General features: G+C 45.7%; 23 protein-coding genes. All 23 read left to right on the forward strand.

The genetic code is table 11. From position 1 onward, the window contains the following. Window positions 1–142 precede the first annotated feature (142 nt). The 23 genes from D1Z90_RS06540 (at window position 143) to D1Z90_RS06650 (ending at window position 22669) form a co-directional block, all read left to right on the forward strand. Window positions 143–1210: a sensor histidine kinase gene (locus D1Z90_RS06540; RefSeq protein WP_119909951.1), complete on the forward strand. Its 1068-nt coding sequence runs from the start codon at window positions 143–145 to the stop codon at window positions 1208–1210. Window position 1211: 1 nt separating this feature from the next. Further along, entirely contained in the window at window positions 1212–2597 is a 1386-nt protein-coding gene (locus tag D1Z90_RS06545; protein ID WP_119909952.1) for a sigma-54-dependent transcriptional regulator, read from the forward strand. 153 nt (window positions 2598–2750) lie between these two features. Beyond that, window positions 2751–3071 (forward strand): flagellar hook-basal body complex protein FliE, encoded by a 321-nt coding sequence (fliE, locus tag D1Z90_RS06550; RefSeq protein ID WP_119909953.1) that lies wholly within the window; start codon window positions 2751–2753, stop codon window positions 3069–3071. A 16-nt stretch (window positions 3072–3087) separates the two neighbouring features. Continuing rightward, entirely contained in the window at window positions 3088–4806 is a 1719-nt protein-coding gene (fliF, locus tag D1Z90_RS06555) for a flagellar basal-body MS-ring/collar protein FliF (RefSeq protein ID WP_198419065.1), read from the forward strand. Further along, window positions 4799–5836 carry a flagellar motor switch protein FliG gene (fliG, locus tag D1Z90_RS06560; protein ID WP_119909954.1) on the forward strand — a complete coding sequence of 346 codons (1038 nt, stop codon included), beginning with the start codon at window positions 4799–4801 and terminating at the stop codon, window positions 5834–5836. Before fliF ends, fliG begins: the two co-directional genes overlap by 8 nt. Window positions 5837–5838: 2 nt before the next feature. Beyond that, window positions 5839–6786 carry a flagellar assembly protein FliH gene (fliH, locus tag D1Z90_RS06565; RefSeq protein WP_119909955.1) on the forward strand — a complete coding sequence of 316 codons (948 nt, stop codon included), beginning with the start codon at window positions 5839–5841 and terminating at the stop codon, window positions 6784–6786. Then, complete coding sequence (gene fliI / locus D1Z90_RS06570; RefSeq protein ID WP_119909956.1) at window positions 6786–8129, forward strand: flagellar protein export ATPase FliI; 1344 nt, start codon at window positions 6786–6788, stop codon at window positions 8127–8129. The genes fliH and fliI overlap by 1 nt, the downstream gene beginning before the upstream one ends. Before the next feature lie 14 nt (window positions 8130–8143). Beyond that, window positions 8144–8593, forward strand: a complete 450-nt coding sequence (fliJ, locus tag D1Z90_RS06575; protein ID WP_119909957.1) for a flagellar export protein FliJ — start codon at window positions 8144–8146, stop codon at window positions 8591–8593. A 148-nt stretch (window positions 8594–8741) separates the two neighbouring features. Then, a complete protein-coding gene (locus tag D1Z90_RS06580; RefSeq protein ID WP_119909958.1) occupies window positions 8742–10745 on the forward strand; it encodes a flagellar hook-length control protein FliK in 2004 nt (667 codons plus the stop codon). A gap of 68 nt (window positions 10746–10813) precedes the next feature. Then, complete coding sequence (fliL, locus tag D1Z90_RS06585; protein ID WP_119909959.1) at window positions 10814–11347, forward strand: flagellar basal body-associated protein FliL; 534 nt, start codon at window positions 10814–10816, stop codon at window positions 11345–11347. A gap of 28 nt (window positions 11348–11375) precedes the next feature. Further along, window positions 11376–12419, forward strand: a complete 1044-nt coding sequence (gene fliM, locus D1Z90_RS06590; RefSeq protein ID WP_119909960.1) for a flagellar motor switch protein FliM — start codon at window positions 11376–11378, stop codon at window positions 12417–12419. Between the two features lie 5 nt (window positions 12420–12424). Beyond that, the gene (fliN, locus tag D1Z90_RS06595; RefSeq protein ID WP_119909961.1) at window positions 12425–12820 is read left to right on the forward strand and encodes a flagellar motor switch protein FliN; all 396 of its coding nucleotides are present in this window, start codon (window positions 12425–12427) and stop codon (window positions 12818–12820) included. After that, window positions 12820–13197 (forward strand): flagellar biosynthetic protein FliO, encoded by a 378-nt coding sequence (fliO, locus tag D1Z90_RS06600; protein ID WP_119909962.1) that lies wholly within the window; start codon window positions 12820–12822, stop codon window positions 13195–13197. Before fliN ends, fliO begins: the two co-directional genes overlap by 1 nt. Next, window positions 13197–13946: a flagellar type III secretion system pore protein FliP gene (fliP, locus tag D1Z90_RS06605; protein ID WP_119909963.1), complete on the forward strand. Its 750-nt coding sequence runs from the start codon at window positions 13197–13199 to the stop codon at window positions 13944–13946. The genes fliO and fliP overlap by 1 nt, the downstream gene beginning before the upstream one ends. Before the next feature lie 9 nt (window positions 13947–13955). After that, entirely contained in the window at window positions 13956–14225 is a 270-nt protein-coding gene (gene fliQ, locus D1Z90_RS06610; protein ID WP_119909964.1) for a flagellar biosynthesis protein FliQ, read from the forward strand. Further along, window positions 14225–15010 carry a flagellar biosynthetic protein FliR gene (fliR, locus tag D1Z90_RS06615; protein WP_119909965.1) on the forward strand — a complete coding sequence of 262 codons (786 nt, stop codon included), beginning with the start codon at window positions 14225–14227 and terminating at the stop codon, window positions 15008–15010. Before fliQ ends, fliR begins: the two co-directional genes overlap by 1 nt. Before the next feature lie 17 nt (window positions 15011–15027). Continuing rightward, window positions 15028–16158 (forward strand): flagellar biosynthesis protein FlhB, encoded by a 1131-nt coding sequence (flhB, locus tag D1Z90_RS06620; RefSeq protein WP_119909966.1) that lies wholly within the window; start codon window positions 15028–15030, stop codon window positions 16156–16158. 100 nt (window positions 16159–16258) lie between these two features. Then, window positions 16259–18358, forward strand: coding sequence for a flagellar biosynthesis protein FlhA (flhA, locus tag D1Z90_RS06625; RefSeq protein WP_119909967.1), 2100 nt, complete (start codon window positions 16259–16261; stop codon window positions 18356–18358). Between the two features lie 18 nt (window positions 18359–18376). Next, window positions 18377–19828, forward strand: a complete 1452-nt coding sequence (flhF, locus tag D1Z90_RS06630) for a flagellar biosynthesis GTPase FlhF (protein WP_119909968.1) — start codon at window positions 18377–18379, stop codon at window positions 19826–19828. Continuing rightward, window positions 19821–20702, forward strand: coding sequence for a MinD/ParA family ATP-binding protein (locus tag D1Z90_RS06635; RefSeq protein ID WP_198419066.1), 882 nt, complete (start codon window positions 19821–19823; stop codon window positions 20700–20702). The genes flhF and D1Z90_RS06635 overlap by 8 nt, the downstream gene beginning before the upstream one ends. Next, entirely contained in the window at window positions 20695–21414 is a 720-nt protein-coding gene (locus D1Z90_RS06640) for an RNA polymerase sigma factor FliA (RefSeq protein ID WP_119909969.1), read from the forward strand. Before D1Z90_RS06635 ends, D1Z90_RS06640 begins: the two co-directional genes overlap by 8 nt. A 106-nt stretch (window positions 21415–21520) precedes the next feature. Next, a complete protein-coding gene (cheY, locus tag D1Z90_RS06645) occupies window positions 21521–21904 on the forward strand; it encodes a chemotaxis response regulator CheY (protein WP_119909970.1) in 384 nt (127 codons plus the stop codon). 9 nt (window positions 21905–21913) lie between these two features. After that, window positions 21914–22669: a protein phosphatase CheZ gene (locus D1Z90_RS06650; RefSeq protein WP_119909971.1), complete on the forward strand. Its 756-nt coding sequence runs from the start codon at window positions 21914–21916 to the stop codon at window positions 22667–22669. Window positions 22670–22675: the final 6 nt, after the last annotated feature.

A 22675-nucleotide genomic window follows, 5' to 3' on the forward strand; every position in this document is an offset into this window, starting at 1 on the left:
ACAGTATCACTTTAGCCAATAAAAGCCTGCTTTATGCAGGTTTTTTTATATCTAAAACATTCGCTTAGAAAGTATTTTAATTGTTGGCACAGATATCGCATTTATTTCGGTAGAAGTTAATTATGCCGGGGTTTTGACACGTATGAGCCAACTATTACAACAAGAAAGCTACGCAGGTGAATTAGATGCATTGCGTGCGCAGCATCGCTCGTATTCTCATGTCTTTGATATGCTGCCATCAGGCATCATTTTATTAGACAACAATGGCGTGGTGACCCAAGCCAACCCTGTTGCCATTGAACTATTGGGTGAGCCTCTATTGGGAGAGCTTTGGTTTAATGTTATTCGCCGAGCGTTTGCGCCACAAGCCGATGACGGCCATGAAGTTTCATTAGTGAACGGCAAGCGTATTCAATTGTCTATCTCACCGCTCGAAGGCTTTTCTGGCCAGCTCATATCATTGACCGACTTAACCCAAACTCGTGAACTACAAGACAAAATTAGCCACATGAAGCGGCTTTCTGCATTAGGCAACATGATAGCGTCTTTAGCTCATCAAGTACGCACGCCTTTGTCTGCGGCTATGTTGTACGCGGCCAATCTAGGTAACCGCTCATTACCTGAGTCATCTCGCGGCAGTTTCCAGCAAAAGCTCATGGGCCGACTACAAGATTTAGAAACTCAGGTAACGGATATGTTGCTGTTTGCCCGCAGCGGTGAAAAGCAGGTGGTGGCGGAAGTGTCATTGCAGAGTTTATTGCAAGAGGTTAAGCAAGGCTGTGACGCTATGATGTTTAAAGCGCAGTCAGAATTATCTATTTCGTTACCCGATCCTGACTTATTGCTGCTGGCAAATAAAAATGCGCTGGCCAGTGCCATAGGCAACTTAATTGATAACGCGCTGCAAGCCACAGGTAAAGGCGCCAAAATTCAATTATCAGCACAATACCTAAAAGGGGATCAGGTCTCAATTTCGGTATTGGATAATGGCCCCGGTATTGACGAAGAAAATATACAGAAAATTACACAGCCGTTTTTTACCACCAAATCTCAAGGTACAGGGCTCGGTCTTGCGGTAGTGCAATCAGTGGCAAAGTCTCATGAGGGAAGGTTAGAAGTTACCTCAGCCGTAGGGCAAGGAAGCTGTTTTTCAATGATTTTACCATTACATTCAGTCGCCGCATCGCCGGCACAAGCCGTTGGAGGTTAACATGTCACAAGCACAAATTCTTGTGGTTGAAGATGATGCAGGTTTAAGAGAAGCATTAATCGATACCTTAATGATTGCAGGTTATCAGTGTATTGAAGCTGACAGTGGCGAAGCGGCATTGGTAGCGCTAGGTCGGCAAAGTTATGATTTGGTGATCAGCGACATTCAAATGGGCGGCATGAATGGTATTACCTTATTGCAAAACATTAAGGTGAAATACCCTGATACGCCAGTATTATTAATGACGGCTTATGCCACCATTGACGATGCAGTCACTGCGATGCGTGATGGTGCCATTGATTATTTGGCTAAGCCATTTGCGCCTGAGGTGTTACTGAATCAGGTTAGCCGGTATGCGCCTGCGCAAAAGTGTGAAAAGCGCACGCCAGTATTTGGCGACGACAGTACAAAAGCATTACTTAACTTGGCGGCTAAAGTGGCCAAGAGTGATGCCTCAGTCATGGTGTCTGGCCCAAGCGGTGCGGGGAAAGAAATTATGGCGCGTTATATTCATGATATGTCGCCTCGCGCTGAGCAAAGCTTTGTGGCCATTAACTGCGCTGCAATTCCAGATAACATGTTAGAAGCGACCTTATTTGGTTATGAAAAAGGCGCATTTACCGGCGCCGTTCAGGCGTGCCCAGGAAAATTCGAACAGGCGCAGGGAGGTACCATCTTGTTAGATGAAATAACTGAGATGGATTTAAGCTTACAAGCCAAGTTACTGCGCGTTTTGCAAGAGAAAGAGGTCGAACGTTTAGGTGGTAGAAAGACGGTACAGCTAGATGTAAGGGTACTCGCCACCAGTAACCGAGATTTAAAGCAGGCGGTACAAGATGGTATTTTCCGAGAGGATTTATATTACCGCTTAAACGTATTTCCAATTAAATGGTTACCTTTGCATCGTCGTCGAGGTGATATTATTCCTTTGGCAAAGCATTTAATCGCGCGCCACCATAGTCAGGGTCCGATTCCTGAATTAACTCAAGCCGCAACAGACAGGCTTTACGCTTATAGCTGGCCAGGCAATGTACGAGAGTTAGACAACGTGGTACAACGGGCGCTGATTTTAGCGGGAAATCAAGATATCGAACTCGATCATCTCATTTTAGAAGATGAGTTAGCTGCGGCAGGGCAACTAAGTCATGATGATACAAATTTGACGATTAAATTACCCAATGCTTCTGGCTTGGGCGACAGTGACAGTTTTGCTGATGAAAACCTAGGTGAAGAACTAAAGCACCAAGAGCACCAAATCATTATTGAGACGTTAAAAGCCTGCGCGGGTAAACGCAAAGACGTGGCCGAGAAATTGGGTATTAGCCCCCGTACACTGCGATATAAAATGGCTAAAATGAAAGAGATGGGTGTTGAAATTCCTGTTTGAAAGGTATTTTAAATCAATTGCTTAATGATTAATAAAGGATGCGAAAGCATCCTTTTTTTATTTTGGCCTAATAGTTGCATTTACCTAGTGTAGAGACAGATTGACACCCAGCAGTCAGATATTTGACAGCGATAACATAACTAGGAATTTTTCATGAACATTAACGGCTCATCATTATACAGTGAAATGCAGGCTTTATCGGTACAAGCCAAAGGCCTAGAAAATCAATCTCAAATTCAAGCCACCAGTCATAGTGACTTTGGTGATATGCTTAAACAAGCTATCGACAACGTAAATGGCTTGCAGCAAAATGCAAATGAACTGAGAACACGCTTTGATATGGGCGATCGTTCTGTCAGTTTAGGTGACGTAATGATTGCGGCCAGTAAATCTGGCGTAGCATTCGATGCTACGGTTCAAGTGCGTAACAAAGTTGTGGAAGCGTACAAAGAAATCATGAGCATGCCGGTTTAATTGAGGAGCTAATTAAGTGGCAGAAGCAAATTCAAACACAGATTTAATGGCCGGCACTGACGCCGCTGCATTGGATCAAAGTGCACAATTAGAGCAAGGCGAACAAAAAAGTTCACCTCTTGCGGTATTAGGCAATGTTGATGTGCTGCGCCAAGTCACCATTATTTTGGGGCTGGCCATTGTCTTGGCAATTGTGGTGATTTTGTGGATGTGGGGCAAAGCGCCTGACTATCGCCCATTAGGTAACTTTAAAACTGAGCAGCTAATCACCACGCTGGATTTTCTTGACGCTGAGAAAATCCCTTATCAGCTAGAAGGTAACACCGTATTAGTCGAAGCCGACAATTTCCATAGCATTAAGCTTCGCCTGACTCGCGGAGGTTTGTCGCCAGTGGATGAAAAAGGCGATGAAATATTAATGCAAGACATGGGCTTTGGTGTTAGCCAACGGGTTGAACGAGAACGCCTAAAACTTAGCCGTGAGCGCCAGCTTGCCCTTGCCATTCAAGAAATGAAGAATGTGCAAAAAGCCCAAGTTTTACTGGCTATTCCAAAAGAAAATGTATTTACTCGCCGAGAGCAAAAAGCCAGTGCGACCGTTGTGCTAACTGTGTCTCGTGCGAACAGTTTAAGCCAAGAAGAAGTCGACTCAGTCGTGGATATGGTCGCCTCTGCGGTGCACTCTTTGAGTCCGTCTCGCGTGACGGTGACCGACCAACGTGGCCGTTTACTGAACTCTGGCAGCCAAGACCCGATGGCCGCTCGTAACCGCAAAGAATATGAATTAGAGCGCAAACGCGAGGATGAATACAAAGAGAAAATCGACTCTATTTTGATTCCCGTGGTGGGCTTAGATAATTACACCGCAGAAGTCGATGTTACCATGGACTTTAGTACCCTTGAGCAAACTCAAAAACGTTATAACCAAGACTTACCGGCATTGCGTAGCGAGATGACGGTGGAAAACTCAACCACGGGTGGTTCAGACGCTGCCGTGCCTGGTGCGTTAACCAATCAACCCCCGCTTGAAGCGGATATTCCTGAAGTGGCTGAAACGGGTGAAGGCGGTAGCGTGATCCCAGGCTCTAACCACAAAGAGGCCACTCGTAACTATGAGCTAGACACCACCATCAGTCACTCGAGACAGCAAGTGGGTATGGTGCAACGTTTAACCGTGTCGGTTGCGGTGGATTATAACAACGCTGCTGGAGCTGATGGCAATGTTTCTCGCACGCCTCGCAGTCAAGAGCAATTAGCGAGTATTCGCCGATTATTGCAAGGGAGTTTAGGATTTGACGTGAACCGTGGCGACGTCTTAGAGGTGGTTACGGTTCCCTTTAACCGCCCTGAGCTTGAAGCTGTTGAGCCACCGCCATTTTGGGAGTCTGATCAGTTCTATCAAATGCTGCGCTTTGGCGGATCTATGGTGGTTATCTTGATCGTGGTCTTTGCGATTATCAGACCGATGCTGAAGAAACTGCTTTACCCAGAAACCACTGAGACCGAAGAGTTTGATATGGGCGGTGCAGTGGGCTCACTGGAAGGAGATGATGATCTCAAACTTATCGCCGCAGATGGTTCAGAAGAGCTAGACTTTGGAATAAGAGATGGTCAATTCAAACTGCCAGATTTACACAAAGATGAAGACCTTATGAAAGCGGTACGCGCCCTGGTGGCCAACGAGCCGGACTTGTCCGCCCAAGTAATTAAAGATTGGTTGAACGCAGATGCCTGATAACGAAAACTCAGAAGAGAAAAAATTTGATATTGCCACCCTTAACGGGGTGGAGAAGTCGGCAATTTTAATGCTGAGTTTAACCGAAGAAGATGCCGCGCAGATTTTTCGTCATTTAGAGCCTAAACAAGTTCAGCGTTTAGGCATGGCAATGGCATCTTTGGGGGATTTTTCACAAGAGAAAGTGGCTGCGGTCCATCGCCAGTTTGTGGATGATATTCAAAAATTCACCAACATAGGTATTGGCAGTGAAGATTTCGTGCGCAGCGCATTGACCCAAGCCTTAGGGGAAGATAAAGCCGGTAACTTGGTTGAACAAATCGTTATGGGCAGTGGCGCGAGAGGTTTAGATTCATTGAAATGGATGGATGCAAGACAAGTGGCAAGCATTATTCAAAATGAGCACCCTCAAATCCAAACGATAGTTTTATCTTACCTAGAGCCTGAGCAGTCGTCTGAAATCATGAGTCAGTTCCCTGAGAAAGTGCGACTGGATTTGATGATGCGTATTGCTAACCTTGAAGAGGTTCAACCTGCAGCATTGCAAGAGTTGAACGAAATCATGGAGAAACAGTTTGCTGGCCAAGCGGGTGCACAAGCGGCCAAGATGGGCGGCTTAAAAGCAGCTGCCAATATCATGAACTACTTGGATACCAGCATCGAGGGACCATTAATGGACTCTATTCGTGAGTCTGATGAGGAAATGAGTCAACAAATTCAAGATCTTATGTTTGTTTTTGATAACTTAATAGACGTTGATGACCGCGGTATTCAAGCCTTACTGCGCGAAGTTCAGCAAGATGTATTACAGCGCGCATTGAAAGGTGCGGAAGATGCATTGAAAGAGAAAATCATGCGCAATATGTCAAAACGTGCTGCTGAGATGCTGCAAGATGACTTGGAAGCGATGGGACCTGTTCGTGTCAGCGAAGTAGAGTCGGCGCAAAAAGAAATCCTTTCTGTGGCAAGACGTTTGGCTGATGCCGGTGAAATTATGTTAGGCGGCGGTGGCGGCGACGAGTTCTTATAATCATGGCAGATGAACAAAACCCAGATCAAAGACCTGAATTGTGGCAGATTCCAAAAATGGAAGTAGCTCTTGAAACAGAAGAAACCAATGCTTTAAACATGAAAACCGACTGGTTCAAGCAAATTGAAGAGCCGGTTGAAGAAGAGCAGGTGCCTGCACCTCCGACCTTAGAAGAAATCGAAGCTATTCGAACAGATGCTTTTGATGAAGGCTTTAAAGAAGGTCAAGCTGCCGGCTTTGCCAAAGGTGAAGAAGAAGGGCGTTTAGAGGGCCTTGGCAAAGGTCACGAAGAAGGTTTAATGCAAGGCTTACAGCAAGGGCTTGAGTTAGGCGCTGAGCAAATCGCTACTCAATCAGGCCAGTGGCAAGTTCTCACTGAACAGTTGCATTTTCCCAAATTGCAATTAGACAAACAAATTGAGTTAGAGCTAGTGCAACTTGCCATGGCTTTGGCGCAGCAAATTGTAAAAGTAGAAGTACAAACCAACCCCCAAGTGATTTTGGCTGCATTGAAACAGGCGATAGACGCTCTACCGTTTGCCGCGCAGAAGACCACCTTATTGCTGCACCCGGATGATCTAGTGCTGGTAAAAGCGGTGTTTGGCGATGAAGAATGTGATAAACGTGGCTGGTCGCTACAAGCGGAACCGAGCTTTAATCGCGGTGATTGCCAAGTGAAAACAGACATATCGAGCGTGGATTACCCTCTTGAAATGCGTGTGAATCAAGTGCTTAAGCAGTTTTTGGCGCATAACTCAGAACAACTCAACGATAGACCGGTTGAACCTGAGCAACAAGTGGCAGCTACACCTGATGTTAGCGGCGATGCTCAGCCAAGCGATGCCGAGACACCCACAGAGCCTCAAAGTGAGGCTGTCAGCGCTGAGCCGCAGCCAGCAATATCGCCAGAGTCTTCGTCAGTGACTCAGCCTCCGCCAGAGCCAAGTTAATGCTAGACCTCAAAGCTCGATTGCAAAGTTATCAAGCTCAAGACCTGACGACTAATGCAGTGGCTGCAGGCAAGTTAACTCGGGTGGTTGGGCTTACTTTAGAAGCGATTGGTTGTACCGCGCCAGTTGGCAGCTTATGCCAAGTTGAAACCATGGATGGCTTAATTGAAGCTGAAGTGGTTGGCTTTGCCAATGATAAGCTTTACCTGATGCCCAGCGAACAATTATCCGGCGTATTGCCAGGGGCTAAGGTGTTGCCCATGAGTCAGCACCAGGGTATCCCAGTAGGCATGGAATTACTCGGCCGGGTGATTGACGGTGTTGGCAATCCGCTTGACGGCTTAGGTGACATTTTAACTAAAGACAAAGCGCAATTTGCTGCTACCCGCCTGAATCCTTTAGCACGTAAACCCATAAAGCAGCCAATGGACGTTGGTGTACGCTCGATTAATGCCATGATAACGGTAGGTCAAGGGCAGCGAATGGGACTGTTTGCAGGCTCAGGTGTCGGTAAGAGCGTATTGCTGGGTATGATGACCCGGGGCAGTAGCGCAGACGTGGTTGTGGTTGGCCTAATTGGCGAACGTGGCCGTGAGGTCAAAGAGTTCATTGATGAAATTTTAGGGCAAGAGGGACGTGCTCGTTCTGTGGTGATTGCAGCGCCTGCTGACGCTTCACCCTTGATGCGGTTAAAGGGCTGTGAAACCGCGTTGACAGTAGCCGAGTACTTTCGTGATCAAGGTTTAAATGTTTTGTTATTAATGGACTCCTTGACCCGATTCGCGCAAGCGCAGCGTGAAATAGCTTTGGCCATTGGTGAGCCGCCTGCCACAAAAGGCTACCCACCTTCAGTATTCGCCAAATTACCGGCGCTGGTGGAGCGAGCCGGTAACGGCAGTGAAAACCAGGGCTCGATTACGGCTTTTTTTACCGTGTTAACCGAAGGGGATGATTTGCAAGACCCCATCGCAGATGCATCGCGGGCAATATTGGATGGTCACATCGTATTATCAAGAGACTTAGCGGACAGCGGCCACTTTCCTGCCATTGATGTTGGTAAGTCAATTAGCCGGGTAATGCCTAGCGTGACAAGTGATGAACACCAAATGCTTGCGCGCGCAATTAAGCAAGCTTATTCGTTGTACCAAGAAAATAAAGATTTGATTACTATCGGTGCGTATGCCAGAGGCAGCGACCCTCGTATCGACCAAGCCATCAACATTAAACCTAGGTTGGATCACTTCTTGCAACAATCGATGAAAGAATCGGTAAGCTATGAAAATAGCTTGAGTCAACTTGCTGGATTAGCCCAAGAGTTTGTCAACGGCGGCCAGCCTAGATAACCTTCGGAGCCTCTATGGCGGATAAAGCTTTACACTTGGTATTGGATCAACATAAAAAGCATGAACAAACCGCCTCAATAGAATTTGCTCAAGCGCAACAGCAGCTAGCAGAGTTTCGTAAGCAGTTTGCTAATCTTCAAAATTATCGTAATCAATACCTCCAACAAATGCACGACAAAGGTGCGTCAGGCTTATATGCCGATAGCTTTGGCCACTATCAAAAGTTTGTCGCCAAACTTGAAGCTGCCATGGTTCAACAGCAACAAGCGTTGCCGCAAGTGATGCACCAAGTTGACGTCAAAAAGCGTAATTGGATCGCGATGCAAAACAAACGTAAAGCAGTCGAGTCGTTAATCGAAAAGCGCGAGCAAGCAGCGCAAATCAAAGCCAATAAACAAGAACAGAAAATGCTTGACGAATTTGCCAATTTCCAATTTTATAAAAAGCAGCAAGATAGTTATTAATCCTAACTAGACAATATTGGCGCAGTTATTGCTTTTATTAAGTCTAGCAGTGGCAATTTGTGAGATTTTCGTCATGCCACTGAATTTATCTTTGTTTTCGCGGCTAAAAAGGCAAGTTCCTGCCGCTTCAACCATATGGAAGTAACGTATGATGCAAGCAACTTCAGTGCAAACAGCGAATGCCGCGACTCAATCGGGTGGCGCAAAAGAGGGCGGCTCGCTTAATAGCTTACTTAATGAAGATAAAGCGGCCCAACAGCCGAGTCAATTTGCGTCGACATACCAAGAAGCTAAACAAACTGCCGCAGACAAAAAAGCGGTGCTGGATAACAGTCAAAAAACCGACGGAGCAACGGTTGCTGAGCTCGATGCTAACAACGACAGCCAACTTGTTGAGAAAGTGGAAGATACATATAGCGGAGCCGACTCAAAGCAAAGCGCAGAAGGCAAGCCCCAGGATGAAGATACCGATAATGATAATGACCCAGAGCAAGTCGCACAGGGTAATGTTGAACCGTCAAAAAGTGAGACAGATGGTAAGCAAGGTTTTGCGGTGCTGGCGCAAATACAACAATCTGAACAACAGCTGAAAACGCTCGCTCCCTCTATTAATGACATCAATGCTACGGCGATGTCTACACCGCAAGGTAATATTGATGGAACCGATAGCTCGCACCGTTCCCAAGCCGGTAAAGATGCTCCCCTAACAGGCAGTGCAAGTGCTAAGTTAGATACCACGCAGCTATTACAAGGCTCCAGTGCTCAAAGCACAGGCGAAGATTTAGCAGAGCAAGCAGCTAAGGTTAACGCCACAATGTCTGGCGAAGAAAAACTGCAGTTACAGCAAATTGCATTTAAAGTACAACAAGGACAACCGCTTACTGCAGGTGAACAAAAGCTGCTATCAAAGTTGCAAGCCTCTGCTGCGTTAGCGATGGACTCAGAAATGGCTTCTGCTGATAAAGGCGCTGCGCTTAATGATGCGGATTTAGGGGAGGTTGCAAAAGCGGTGCGTCAGGCTTTGGACCCAAAACCCGGCATTAACAGCCTCGAACAAGATAAAAAAATCACGCTAGATGCAAACCAGAATCAAGCTAGTAAGCTGACAAACTCTGTCAAAGCTGGAGCAGAGCAAGTCGACCAAAAATTCACGCTCGATACACCAGCTGCTAACCAGAGTGAAACCAGCAAACTTACAAGCGTTGTCAAAGCAGAGTCTGAGCAAGCCAGTAAAATAACAGGGTCAGAAGCCAAAGACAGCACGAAGCAACAGGCAGAGGCTAAAACCGTCAACGCCAATTTTACGGCCAGTGATTTGCCAAACACTGACACAGAGGCTGACATTCAGAAGAAAACAGACATAAAAACGGAGCAGGCTAGCATCAATGATGCTAAACAGACCGTAACAAGTGAGGATAAAGGCGATAAAGACAAGTTGGGCGGTAAAGCTTTACATTTAGAACCCGCTGACAGTAAAAGTCGCCAAGAACGGTTTGATGCAGTCAGTGATGATAACAAGCCCCAGCTTGAAACCGATAAACCTGTGAATGCAACGGCTAATGCACAAGTGGGCCAGCAGCCTGGGAGTGTAGTGACCAGCCCAATTTCAAGCCAACACATCAATAATACACAAGCCCTTGATGCCAAGATGGTTGCCAAGCAAACCGTGATGGGACAACAGGTTAGCGAAAATCAATTTGAAGCCAGTCAAAAATTTGAACTGGCCGCAAGAGAAGCGCCGTCCATGTTGAAAGAACGCATTAACATGATGATGAACAACGGGATTGGTAAAGCCGAAATTCGACTGGATCCGGCTGAATTAGGCAGCATGCACATCAAGGTGTCGATGCAAAATGATCAACTCAGCGTCAGTATTCAAACAACGCAAGCCAATAGCCGGGAGTTACTGGATCAACATATGCCTAAACTGAAGGAAATGTTAGCGGAGCAAGGCATCCAGCTCGGAGACAGTCAAGTTGGGCAGCAACAACACTCTGCGCAACAATCTTCGGATCAGCATGGCTCAGGGCAAGGTGCTGATGGAAGTAGTCAAAATGCCCTTGAGACTGAACAGGATAATTGGGAGTCAGATTTACCGGCCTCTGGTTTGAATTTTGTGCAGACGGACAAAGGAATCGATTTTTATGCTTAACATCTCTATTTGCACAGAATTAGTTATGCAATAATTGAAGCAATACCTGAATGAATGTTGAGTAAAAAATGGCGGATGAAGCAACGGAAGATCTTGCGTTAAATGAAAAAAAGCCGGGCAAAGGCAAGCTGATAATTATTATTGTCGCTGTACTTGTATTGCTTGCTGGCGGCGGCGGAGCTGCTCACTTTTTAATGGGAGGTGAAGACACCGATGAAACTTCGGCGCCGGCTTCAGAGGGAGATAGCAGTGCTAGCACTGGCAAAACCTCTAATTTACAAGCTATATATGTAGGTATGCCAAGGCCCTTTGTATTTAACGTAACGGCCATGACAGGGGAGCGAGAGCGCTTAGTGCAAATTAAAGTGCAATTGATGGTTCGTGGCACGAACAATGAAAATACTGCCAAGCAGCATATTCCTTTAATTGAAGGTACCTTATTAAGTGTGTTTAGTGCCGCTACGGCGCAAGAGTTGCGCAGTGAAGAAGGCAAAAAAGAATTACGTAAAAAATCGCTGCAAGAAGTTCAAAAAGCCATGAACGAAGTCGCTTCAGCGCCAACGGTTGAGTCCGTTCTATTTACCGGATTTGTTTTACAATAAATATAAAGCTCTTATCTAGGCGTAATGAATGACAGATCTTTTATCACAAGACGAGATTGATGCGCTTCTTCACGGCGTTGATGATGTCGAAGAAGAAGAGGTGGGTGATTTAGAGTCCACCAGCGCGGTCAATTTTGACTTCTCTTCTCAAGACCGAATTGTTCGTGGACGAATGCCAACCTTGGAGTTGGTTAACGAACGCTTTGCCCGTCACCTTAGAATAAGCCTATTTAATATGATGCGTCGCACGGCGGAAGTATCAATTAATGGCGTGCAAATGATCAAGTTTGGCGAATACGTCCATACCTTGTTTGTACCCACAAGCTTAAATATGGTGCGTTTTCGTCCGCTAAAAGGCACGGGCCTGATTACCATGGAAGCGCGCTTGGTGTTTATCTTGGTGGAAAACTTTTTTGGTGGCGATGGTCGATATCACGCCAAAATTGAAGGTCGAGAATTTACCCCCACTGAGCGGCGCATCATTCAAATGCTGTTAAAAATTGTATTTGAAGATTATCACGAAGCTTGGGCCCCCGTGATGGATGCGGAGTTTGAATACCTTGACTCGGAAGTGAACCCGGCAATGGCTAACATTGTGAGTCCTACTGAAGTGATTGTGGTGAACTCTTTTCATATTGAACTCGATGGCGGCGGTGGCGACTTTCATATTGCTATGCCTTATTCGATGTTAGAGCCTATTCGAGAGCTACTCGATGCCGGTGTTCAGAGTGATAAAGAAGACACCGACTTCCGGTGGAGCAAAGCCCTGCAAGATGAAATCATGGACGTACCTGTTGAATTGAGCACCAAGCTACTTGAAACCGAATTATCACTGCGCCAAATCATGGAGCTAAAACCGGGGGATGTGATCCCAGTAGAAATGCCAGATACCATGACCGTCTTTATTGAAGACCTACCAACCTACCGCGGCAAAATGGGCCAGACCAATGAACATGTTGCGGTGAAAATTACTGAAAAACTAAAACGTCCAGAGTCTGTAAAATCAGAGTTAGAGTTAGTCACTCGCAATGGGCGCCCCGTCAACTCTGAAGTTGATGACATAGAGGATTAAACAGCATGAGTAATGACCAAGATATGGCGGATGAATGGGCAGCAGCCCTCGCTGAAGCGGAAGGTACCGTTGAAGAGGAAGTGCAGCCTGCGGTACTTGAAGAATTTACCGACGAAGCACCGGAAATCAGTGCCGAAGAAAAACGCCGACTTGATGCGATCATGGACATCCCCGTGACCATTTCAATGGAAGTGGGCCGCAGTCAAATTAGCATACGTAATCTATTACAATTAAACCAAGGCTCTGTGGTTGAATTAGACCGTGTCGCCGGTGAACCTTTAGACGTGCTAGTTAACGGAACCCTGATCGCCCATGGCGAGGTAGTTGTGGTGAATGACAAATTTGGTATTCGTTTAACGGATGTTATCAGTCAAACTGAACGGATTAAAAAGTTAAAATAATGAAGTGGATTCTCTTCTTGCTGGCAATGATTGCCAGCCCTGTAATGGCGACCGTTGAAAAAGGCGTGGATGCCAATTTCGGCTCTGTTTTTGCCTCTTTAGCGGTGGTGATTGTGGTGATTTTTATCGCCGCGACCTTGTTTAAAAAAACGCATCTTATTAAACACTTTACGGGTCAAGATATAAAAATGGTGGCGCACCTAAGCGTTGGCAGAAATGAAAAAATCTTTGTGGTGCAAGTAGGAGAGCAACAGTATTTACTGGGCGCAAGTGCGTCGCAAATTAATCTACTTGATAAACTCGACAAGCCCTTGGAAGTTAAACAAGGTGCTCCGGCAAATTTTGCCCAGTCTTTCTCAGGGATGATGAAAAAGTAATGAAGCCTTCACGCATTGTTTTGTATATCGGTTTACTGGCAGCATTGATTTTTAGCCCGGCATGGGCTGCCAATGGCATGTTACCAGCGGTTACGGTAACAACCAATGCAGACGGTGGCCAAGAATACAGTTTAACCTTGCAAGTACTCGCGTTAATGACCGCGCTCAGCTTCCTACCTGCAATGGTCATTATGATGACGTCGTTCACGCGTATCGTGATTGTTATGAGCATTTTGCGCCAAGCGCTTGGCTTGCAACAAACACCATCGAATCAAGTGATCATAGGCATCACTTTATTTATGACCTTTTTTATTATGGCGCCGGTGTTTGATCGTATCAATCAACAAGCCATCACCCCTTACCTTGAGGAGCAAATGACTTTTCCTCAAGCCATTGAAGCAGGCAAAAAACCCTTGATGGCGTTTATGTTGGCACAAACTAGGGTCACGGATTTACAAACATTCGTCGAGATGGCTGATATCCAAGTCGCAACACCAGAAGAAGTGCCCATTCAGGTTCTGATTCCCGCGTTTGTTACCAGCGAGCTGAAAACCGCGTTTCAGATTGGTTTTATGATTTTTGTGCCGTTTCTTATCATTGACTTAGTCGTGGCCAGTATTTTGATGGCCATGGGTATGATGATGCTTTCACCCATGATTGTTTCATTGCCCTTTAAGCTCATGCTATTTGTGTTAGTCGACGGCTGGAACTTAGTCATAGGTAGTTTAGCAAGCAGCTTCGGCCTATAGGAGGCTAACATGTCCCCAGAGGTATTTGTTGATGTCTTTAGAGAAGCCCTGTGGGTGGTATTGATACTGGTGTGTGCTTGTATCATTCCTAGTCTTATCATTGGTCTTATTGTTTCGATTTTTCAAGCTGCTACCTCTATCAATGAACAAACATTGAGTTTTTTACCGCGTTTAATCATTACCATTTTAGCTTTGATGTTCGGTGCTCACTGGGGCTTTGGCTTGCTGATGGACTTTTTCTATAACATGGTTGAACAAATACCGAGCATTGTTGGTTAATGAATCTACCTGCTGAAGTTGCTATTGAATGGTTAAGCATCTACCTATGGGCGTTAGCCAGAATAGGGGCCATGCTCATGGTGATGACAGCCATTGGCGCACAAACCACGCCAAAACGTGTTCGACTATTACTGACGCTGGCCATTACTTTTATGGTGGTGCCAGTCTTGCCTGCTCCGCCACCCATAGAATTGTTTTCACTGGCTGGTTTTTTGGTGGTCTTGCAACAGATATTAATAGGAACTGCGATCGGTACTGTTTCGGTATTTGTTATGCAAACTTTTGTTATTGCAGGTCAAATTATCGCGATGCAAACCAGTTTAGGTTTTGCGTCGATGGCCGATCCGATGAACGGACAAACGTCTCCAGTAGTGGGGCAGTTCTATTTAATGTTGGTTACTTTATTGTTCCTAGCGTTTGATGGTCACCTAGTAATGATAGCCATGATAGTCGAAAGCTTTACCACCTTACCTATTTCTATGGAAGGTATAAGCGCGATGCACTACCAAAAGCTGGCTGCTTGGCTTGGGATTATGTTTACCGCTGCACTGACCATGTCTATGTCATCGATTGTGGCGATGTTATTGGTGAATTTTTCATTTGGCATCATGACCCGAGCTGCGCCACAATTAAATATATTCTCACTGGGCTTTTCGATCAGTATGTTGTTTGGTTTATTCATTTTATGGCTCACCATCGGCAATGTGCTTGGTCATTTCGAGAACCAGTGGATCCGCGGCGCAGAGTTTATGTGTGAGTTGCTCAATGGCGCTTGTCGTCCTTAGAGAAGTAAGGGGAGCAGATGGCAGAATCTGACGGCCAGGAAAAAACGGAAGACCCCACGGGGAAAAAACTCTCTGACGCCCGAAAAAAAGGCCAAGTTCCCCGCTCAAAAGAGTTAGGTACCGCTGCTCTATTGATTATGGCATCCAGTAGCCTGCTCTTTTTAGGGGGATACTTAGCTGACGCCTTTATTGTGATGATGACGGATTTGTTCACTTTTGACCGCGACACCGCGTTTGATCCGAAACAAATGGAAGTGATGTTTGCCACTGGTATCGCCGAAATGTTGTTACCGGTAGCAGGGATTTTGATCATTCTATTTTGCACCGGCATCATTGCTAACATTGTCATCGGCGGCTTAAATTTTAGCACCGAAGCCATGATGCCAAAGTTCAGCAAGATGAGCCCATTAGCCGGCTTCAAACGTATGTTTGGTACGCAAGGCATGGTGGAACTGTTAAAATCTATTCTCAAGGTCTCAGTGATTGGCTGCGGCGTTTGGGGGATTTTACACGTCACTTTTGAAGATATACTCAACTTAAGTTCTACGCCACTTTCTGCCAGTGCACCTCGTTCACTTGATATGCTCACTTGGATGTTTATTTTATTGTGCTTTACCTTGATAGTCATTGTCGTGGTCGACGTGCCTTATCAATTGTGGAATCACAATAAGCAATTAAAAATGACCAAGCAGGAAGTGAAGGACGAACACAAGGATCAAGACGGTAAACCTGAAGTTAAGGCAAGAATCAGACGATTACAAATGGAAGCTGCACAGCGCAGAATGATGGGGGAGATCCCCGATGCTGACGTTGTCGTCACTAACCCAACACATTTCTCTGTAGCGATAAAGTATGACTCATCCCGTAATGGGGCACCGATTGTTGTTGCTAAGGGTGTTGATCATATTGCACTTAAAATCAGGGAGATAGCAAGGGAATATGAGGTTCCTGTCATGCGCTCACCGCAATTATGTCGCGCCATTTATCATACTACTGATTTAGATAAAGAAATACCCAGTCAGCTATTCGTATCAGTGGCACAAATACTGGCTTATATTTTTCAGCTGGAACAATTTAGAAAGGGCAAAGGCAAGCGGCCTGTCGCATTGCCAGCAGAATTTGAAATGCCAGATGGTTTTAAATACTGATTTTTTGAGCCAATGCAGGATTTATATTTGTAATGTGCTTTTCGAATCGGAACGTATATTGCATAATGGCCATTACGTCATTTTTTTGTCGATATCGTGAATGGAACTAAAATCAAACTTATCTAGCTTCTGGCAGCAAAGAGACAAGTTAATCAAAGGCATAGGAGCACCCGTGATGGTGCTCGCGACGCTAGGTATGGTGGTTTTACCTATGCCTGCGTTTTTGCTGGATTTATTGTTCTCGTTTAACATTGCTTTGGCAATGATCGTGCTATTAGTGTCTATTTACACCAAGCGACCGTTAGATTTTGCGTCCTTTCCTGCTGTATTGCTGATTGCCACCTTACTTCGCTTAGCCCTAAACGTAGCTTCCACTCGTGTCGTATTGTTGGAAGGCCATCAAGGTGGCGACGCCGCCGGTAATGTTATTGCGGCTTTTGGCTCGGTGGTCATTGGCGGTAACTACGCTGTGGGTTTAATTGTCTTCTTGATTTTGATGATCATTAACTTTGTGGTAGTGACAAAAGGTGCAGGTCGTATTTCAGAAGTAAGCGCACGCTTTACCCTGGACGCCATGCCTGGTAAGCAAATGGCTATCGACGCCGACTTAAATGCTGGCATCATAGACCAAGACCAAGCCAGATTACGACGCGAAGAAGTGACGCGTGAAGCTGACTTTTACGGCTCAATGGACGGTGCCAGTAAGTTTGTTAAAGGCGACGCGATTGCGGGGATCTTAATCCTGTTTATCAATATCATCGGCGGCTTCATTATCGGTATGGCTCAGCATGGCTTAAGTTTCTCACAAGCCGCCGAAATCTATACTTTGCTCACCATAGGTGACGGTTTAGTCGCGCAAATTCCATCGTTGTTATTGTCGATTGCAGCGGCGATCACAGTAACGCGTGAAAACCGTTCTGAAGAGATGGGTGAGCAAGTCATGTCGCAAATGTTTGCGAACCCAAAAGCGCTTGCGATCACGGCAGGTATTTTAATTGTTATGGGTATTGTACCTGGCATGCCCCATTTTGCGTTTATTAGCCTTGGATTAATGGCGGCTGCGGGCGCTTATTGGCTTAACCGTAGAAATAAGAAACAGGAAGAGACGGGCACGACAATGACTGACGCTCAGCTGGCTGCAGCACCTGCTCCTGAAATTAAAGAGCTTGGCTGGGATGATGTGCAACCTGTCGATACTATAGGCCTTGAGGTTGGGTACCGCTTAATTCCTTTGGTGGATAAGAGCCAAGGCGGAGAATTGCTTGAGCGCATTAAAGGGGTACGAAAAAAATTATCCCAAGAGCTGGGCTTTTTGATCCCGCCTGTGCACATCAGGGATAACCTAGATTTACCCCCTAATAATTACAACATAGCATTGATGGGTGTCAGCAGCGGTCAAGCTGAAATTTTCCATGACAAAGAGATGGCAATTAACCCAGGTCAAGTCTTTGGTGCGATTGAAGGCACCCCGACGATAGAGCCCGCATTTCAACTCGATGCTTTGTGGATCAATATCAGTCAACGTGAGCACGCACAATCTATGGGGTATACGGTGGTCGATGCAGCCACGGTTGTCGCCACGCATTTGAGCCAAATTTTAACCAATCATGCAGCCCAATTATTAGGCCATGAGGAAGTTCAGAACCTATTGGATTTATTAGCAAAAACGCATCCAAAATTGGTTGAGGGTTTAGTGCCTGAAATTTTACCTTTAGGTGTCATTGTCAAAGTTTTACAAAGTTTGCTCAATGAAGGTGTGCCGATCAGAGATATCCGTACAATAGTGCAAACTTTATCGGATTATGGTGTTAAAAGCCAGGACGCCGAGATTTTGACTGCGGCGTGTCGTATCGCACTCAAACGTATGATTAGTCAGAATATTGTCGGTTCAGACCCGGAAATCCCTGTGATTACCTTGTCGCCTGAGTTGGAGCAAATATTGCATAACTCTATTCAAGCAGGTGGCAGCGAAGGCGCCGGAATTGAGCCTGGTTTAGCTGAGCGCATACAAGGTTCATTGCATGAAGCTTCTCAGCAACAAGAGTTAGCCGGTCAACCTGCTATATTATTAACATCAGGGGTATTAAGGACAACTTTGGCAAAATTTGTGAAAAACACCATTCCAGGTTTACAGGTGTTGTCATACCAAGAAGTTCCTGAAGACAAACAAATACGCATTGTAAGCTCTGTCGGGCAATAATCGGCCGGAGACACTAGATTGAAGATAAAGCGTTTTTTTGCAAAAGATATGAGAGCCGCACTGGCTGAGGTCAAAGAGATCTTAGGGCCTGATGCGGTCATTATGTCCAACAAGAAAGTGACCGGTGGCATTGAAATCGTTGCCGCGGTTGACTACCAAAATTCAGAAAAAAAACCGGCGCCATCGAGAGACTTAAAAGAAGACAACGTGCAACTTTCGAGTATGCAAGCTCCTACTAGGCCAAAGCCGACTGGACCTCGCCCCTCCACCCTTGCTGAGCAATCGCAAGAGTTGGCTGACTCGCAAGCGACGCGCCAAGCAGAAAAAATAAATGGTCGCTCAGGTAAAGATTTAGCGGATTCATTATCGTCGTTACTGGCTAAACAAGGTCAAGCGACGGCCGCAGCTGCTAAGCCTCGACAGGTCCGCAGTGCGCCGCAACCTGCTACTTTAATGGAGCAGAATGAATGGGGCATGGAGGAGCCTTCGGCGAAACCGGCTCGGCGTCCCGTTCAAGCTTCGAAAGAAGAACAGGTGATAGAAGCGATGCGCGAAGAAATGGCATCCATGCGTAAACTGCTTGAACACCAAGTTTCTGGATTAATGTGGCAAGAGATGGAGCGCAAAGAGCCCGTTCGTGCCATGCTGATCAAATGGCTTAACAAATCAGGTTTTTCTGATGATATTGCAGACCAGCTTGCCGGCTGTATTCCTGAAACTTGCAGTGCCATGGAAGCCAAGCAGCATTTATTTCAACTCCTTGAAGGGCAAGTTGAAATTGGCGCCAATGAAATACTTAAATACGGCGGCGCGGTGGCTTTGTTAGGCCCGACCGGAGTCGGTAAAACGACGACGATTGCCAAGTTAGCGGCACGCTTTGCGATGGAGCATGGCGCAGAGCAAATTGGCATGATCACTACCGACACATTTCGAATTGGTGCCCATGAGCAACTAGCCACTTATGGCAAAATTTTAGGTTGTCCTGTGCGCGTGGCGAAAGATGCCGATGAAATGTCTGACATCTTGTATCAAATGCGTAATAAACGCTTGGTATTGATTGATACCGCAGGCATGGGACAAAGAGACGTGCGCCTGTCAGAGCAGTTAGAAACGTTGATGAAAAGCTCGAAGGTTAAAATTCGTAGCTTTTTAGTCATACCTGCCACCTCGCAACGGCGGGTCGTGCAAGAAGCAATCGAGCATTTTAGAAGAATCCCGTTATCTGGGTGCATTTTAACGAAGTTGGATGAAAGCCTTAGTTTAGGTGAGATTTTAAGCGTTACCATTAAGCACGCTTTACCCATTTCTTACATTACCAATGGGCAAAGAGTGCCTGAAGACATCAAAATTGCCAGTGCCAAATATTTGGTAAATAGCGCCTTGACCCTGATGGAAAAAGAAGTAGAACGCGAACAACACCAGTGGTACAGCGAAGAAGGTGATAGTCACAACTCGGGGTATTATGAATAAAGCTATGAGTGATCAAGCAAGCGGTTTAAGAATGATGAAATCAAATAAAGTGAAGGTAATTACTGTGACCGGCGGTAAAGGCGGGGTCGGTAAAACCAATGTAACTTTGAACCTTGCGGCATCGTTGGCGGCTCAAGGCAAGCGAGTGCTTGTTTTGGATGCCGATTTAGGATTGGCAAACGTCGACGTATTACTAGGCTTACGGGTGGAGAAAAATTTGTCCCACGTGTTATCGGGGGAGTGCACCTTAGATGAAGTTATCATCGAGGGGCCACAAGGTTTTATGATAGTACCGGCGACTTCAGGAACCAAGTCAATGGTAGAGCTCTCGCCGGCAGAGCACATTGGGCTGATCCGCGCGTTTAGTGACATGAAAACCCAGGTGGATGTGTTATTGGTTGACACCGCCGCAGGTATTTCTGACATGGTGTTAAGCTTTGCGAAAGCTGCACAAGATATAGTCGTGGTCGTGTGTGATGAACCAACCTCCATCACGGATGCTTACGCGTTAATCAAGTTGTTAAGTGCTCAGTATGGCGTGTTCCACTTTAAGATTGTGGCCAATATGGTGCGAAGCTTACGGGAAGGACAAGAGCTCTTTTCTAAGCTCACTCGGGTAACAGACCGATTTTTGGATACCGCATTAGAACTGGTTGCGTGTATTCCTTACGATAACAATGTCAGACAAGCCGTAAGAAAGCAGCGCTTAGTGGTTGAAGCGTTTCCGAAGTCGCCTTCGTCATTAGCATTTCGCGCGCTGTCGAGCAAAGCCGTGACATGGCCTGTGCCCAATCAGCCGGGTGGCCATCTCGAGTTTTTCATCGAAAAACTGCTTGATAATAACGACGCCGTTAAGGAAAACGTCAGTGATTAAACCCCATACTTATACCAGTCAGGTTCAACCTAATGAACTGGTTGAGCGATATGGTCCGTTAGTCCAGCGAATTGCCCATCATTTGATGGCACGCTTACCTGCCAGCGTGATGGTGGAAGATTTAATTCAAGCCGGCCTCATAGGTTTGTTGGAAGCCAGCCGTAATTTTGATGTCAGTAAAGGCGCAAGCTTTGAAACGTTTGCCGGTATTCGTATTCGCGGCGCCATGTTAGACGATATGCGTCGCGGTGATTGGGTTCCAAGAAGTGTACATAAAAATAGCCGTTCGATTGCCCAAGCAATTGATCATGTTGAAAAAACGCTCGGTCGTGATGCAAAAGATAACGAAATAGCTCAATATTTAGAAGTATCGGTCGATGAATACCATGCCATGCTTAAAGACGTAAACTGCGGCAAGCTTATGGGAATGGATGACTTAGGTGTCAGTGAGGACGCAATCAGTACTGCCGAGTCGGTACAAGAGAACGCGCCTTTTAGTGGCGTGTCGGATGACAGATTTCAGCGAGATTTAGCGGCTTGTATAAAAACTTTGCCAGAAAGGGAAGCAATCGTTCTATCTTTATATTATGACGAAGAATTAAATTTACGTGAAATTGGCGAAGTTTTAAGCGTCAGTGAATCGCGAGTGAGTCAGCTACACAGTCAGGCAATTCACAGATTGAAAGGCCGAATGACGGATTGGCAGACTTAGCGCACATTCAGTGACACAAGTAACTACTAAAGTATGAGTATTTGTGCATACTTAACTAAAAATATCAGATTAAAAGTGATAACCAACTGCCATAGAGGAGATTAAGTTGGATACAAATATGAAAATTCTCATTGTTGATGATTTTTCTACAATGAGAAGAATTATTAAAAACCTATTGCGTGATCTTGGTTTCAATAATACTCACGAAGCGGACGATGGCAGTACGGCTTTACCTATGCTCAAAAACGGGGACTATGAATTCCTGGTGACCGATTGGAACATGCCAGGCATGGAAGGTATTGAGCTACTTAAAGAAGTCCGTAAGGATGAAAACCTGCGCCACCTACCTGTGTTAATGGTAACGGCGGAAGCGAAGCGTGAACAGATTGTTGAAGCTGCTCAAGCTGGCGTAAATGGTTACATCGTTAAGCCTTTTACAGCCGCTACCTTGAAAGAAAAGCTAGACAAAATCTTTGAGCGAATTCAGTAAAGGATGAGCATGGCTGATACCGACGAAGCATTGATCACATTAGAGCAAGCGAATCAGCTTGTTGCTTTGTTAGAGCAAGGCGAGGTTACACAAGCCAACAATTTGGTTTCGAATGCTATTGCCGATCCTGCTAAGAGTGAGTTGTTTGAACAGGTGGGTATGTTAACCCGCCAATTACACGACTCTCTAGTGGACTTCCAAAATGACAATCGTTTATCAGAGCTTGCCAAAAATGAGATCCCTGATGCCAGGGATCGGCTGAGTTATGTCATCGAAATGACAGACAAAGCGGCCAATAAAACCATGGATGCGGTAGAAGAAAGTTTGCCTTTGGCAGACCGTCTAAATGATCACATCCAACAAGTCTTACCCGGTTGGAATGATTTAATGAACCGGAAGATAGATATTGGCCAGTTTAAAGTGCTTTGTCACAAACTGGATGAAATCCTTAAGGTTTCTGAACAAGATGCCGATAGATTAAGGCAGCTGTTAACAGAGATTTTAATGGCCCAAGACTTCCAAGACCTAACCGGTCAAATGATCCGACGGGTCATTACCTTGGTGCAGGAAGTGGAAGTTAAGCTGGTTGAAATGTTGACCATGTTCAGTGCTATTGAAGGTTCATCTGAGCAGAAAGAGACGCCAGAGAAAACAGTGAAATCTGGCATCGAATCTGAAGGTCCCATCATGAATGCAGAGCAACGTGATGACGTGGTATGTGGACAAGATGATGTTGATGACTTGTTATCAAGTTTAGGATTCTAGGGGTAT

This window comes from Motilimonas pumila (assembly GCF_003596335.1).
In the GTDB taxonomy this organism is placed as follows: domain Bacteria; phylum Pseudomonadota; class Gammaproteobacteria; order Enterobacterales; family CBDFNC01; genus Motilimonas; species Motilimonas pumila.

What these genes read in the sequence shown, in the direction of transcription:
- fliM (WP_119909960.1), top strand. Translation starts at nt 11,376, where the DNA reads ATGACAGATCTTTTATCACAAGACGAGATTGATGCGCTTCTTCACGGC.
- flhB (WP_119909966.1), top strand. Translation starts at nt 15,028, where the DNA reads ATGGCAGAATCTGACGGCCAGGAAAAAACGGAAGACCCCACGGGGAAA.
- fliN (WP_119909961.1), top strand. Translation starts at nt 12,425, where the DNA reads ATGAGTAATGACCAAGATATGGCGGATGAATGGGCAGCAGCCCTCGCT.
- fliR (WP_119909965.1), top strand. Translation starts at nt 14,225, where the DNA reads ATGAATCTACCTGCTGAAGTTGCTATTGAATGGTTAAGCATCTACCTA.
- fliI (WP_119909956.1), top strand. Translation starts at nt 6,786, where the DNA reads ATGCTAGACCTCAAAGCTCGATTGCAAAGTTATCAAGCTCAAGACCTG.
- fliH (WP_119909955.1), top strand. Translation starts at nt 5,839, where the DNA reads ATGGCAGATGAACAAAACCCAGATCAAAGACCTGAATTGTGGCAGATT.
- fliO (WP_119909962.1), top strand. Translation starts at nt 12,820, where the DNA reads ATGAAGTGGATTCTCTTCTTGCTGGCAATGATTGCCAGCCCTGTAATG.
- fliP (WP_119909963.1), top strand. Translation starts at nt 13,197, where the DNA reads ATGAAGCCTTCACGCATTGTTTTGTATATCGGTTTACTGGCAGCATTG.
- D1Z90_RS06540 (WP_119909951.1), top strand. Translation starts at nt 143, where the DNA reads ATGAGCCAACTATTACAACAAGAAAGCTACGCAGGTGAATTAGATGCA.
- D1Z90_RS06635 (WP_198419066.1), top strand. Translation starts at nt 19,821, where the DNA reads ATGAATAAAGCTATGAGTGATCAAGCAAGCGGTTTAAGAATGATGAAA.
- D1Z90_RS06545 (WP_119909952.1), top strand. Translation starts at nt 1,212, where the DNA reads ATGTCACAAGCACAAATTCTTGTGGTTGAAGATGATGCAGGTTTAAGA.
- fliQ (WP_119909964.1), top strand. Translation starts at nt 13,956, where the DNA reads ATGTCCCCAGAGGTATTTGTTGATGTCTTTAGAGAAGCCCTGTGGGTG.
- D1Z90_RS06580 (WP_119909958.1), top strand. Translation starts at nt 8,742, where the DNA reads ATGATGCAAGCAACTTCAGTGCAAACAGCGAATGCCGCGACTCAATCG.
- fliE (WP_119909953.1), top strand. Translation starts at nt 2,751, where the DNA reads ATGAACATTAACGGCTCATCATTATACAGTGAAATGCAGGCTTTATCG.
- fliJ (WP_119909957.1), top strand. Translation starts at nt 8,144, where the DNA reads ATGGCGGATAAAGCTTTACACTTGGTATTGGATCAACATAAAAAGCAT.
- flhA (WP_119909967.1), top strand. Translation starts at nt 16,259, where the DNA reads ATGGAACTAAAATCAAACTTATCTAGCTTCTGGCAGCAAAGAGACAAG.
- fliG (WP_119909954.1), top strand. Translation starts at nt 4,799, where the DNA reads ATGCCTGATAACGAAAACTCAGAAGAGAAAAAATTTGATATTGCCACC.
- D1Z90_RS06650 (WP_119909971.1), top strand. Translation starts at nt 21,914, where the DNA reads ATGGCTGATACCGACGAAGCATTGATCACATTAGAGCAAGCGAATCAG.
- fliL (WP_119909959.1), top strand. Translation starts at nt 10,814, where the DNA reads ATGGCGGATGAAGCAACGGAAGATCTTGCGTTAAATGAAAAAAAGCCG.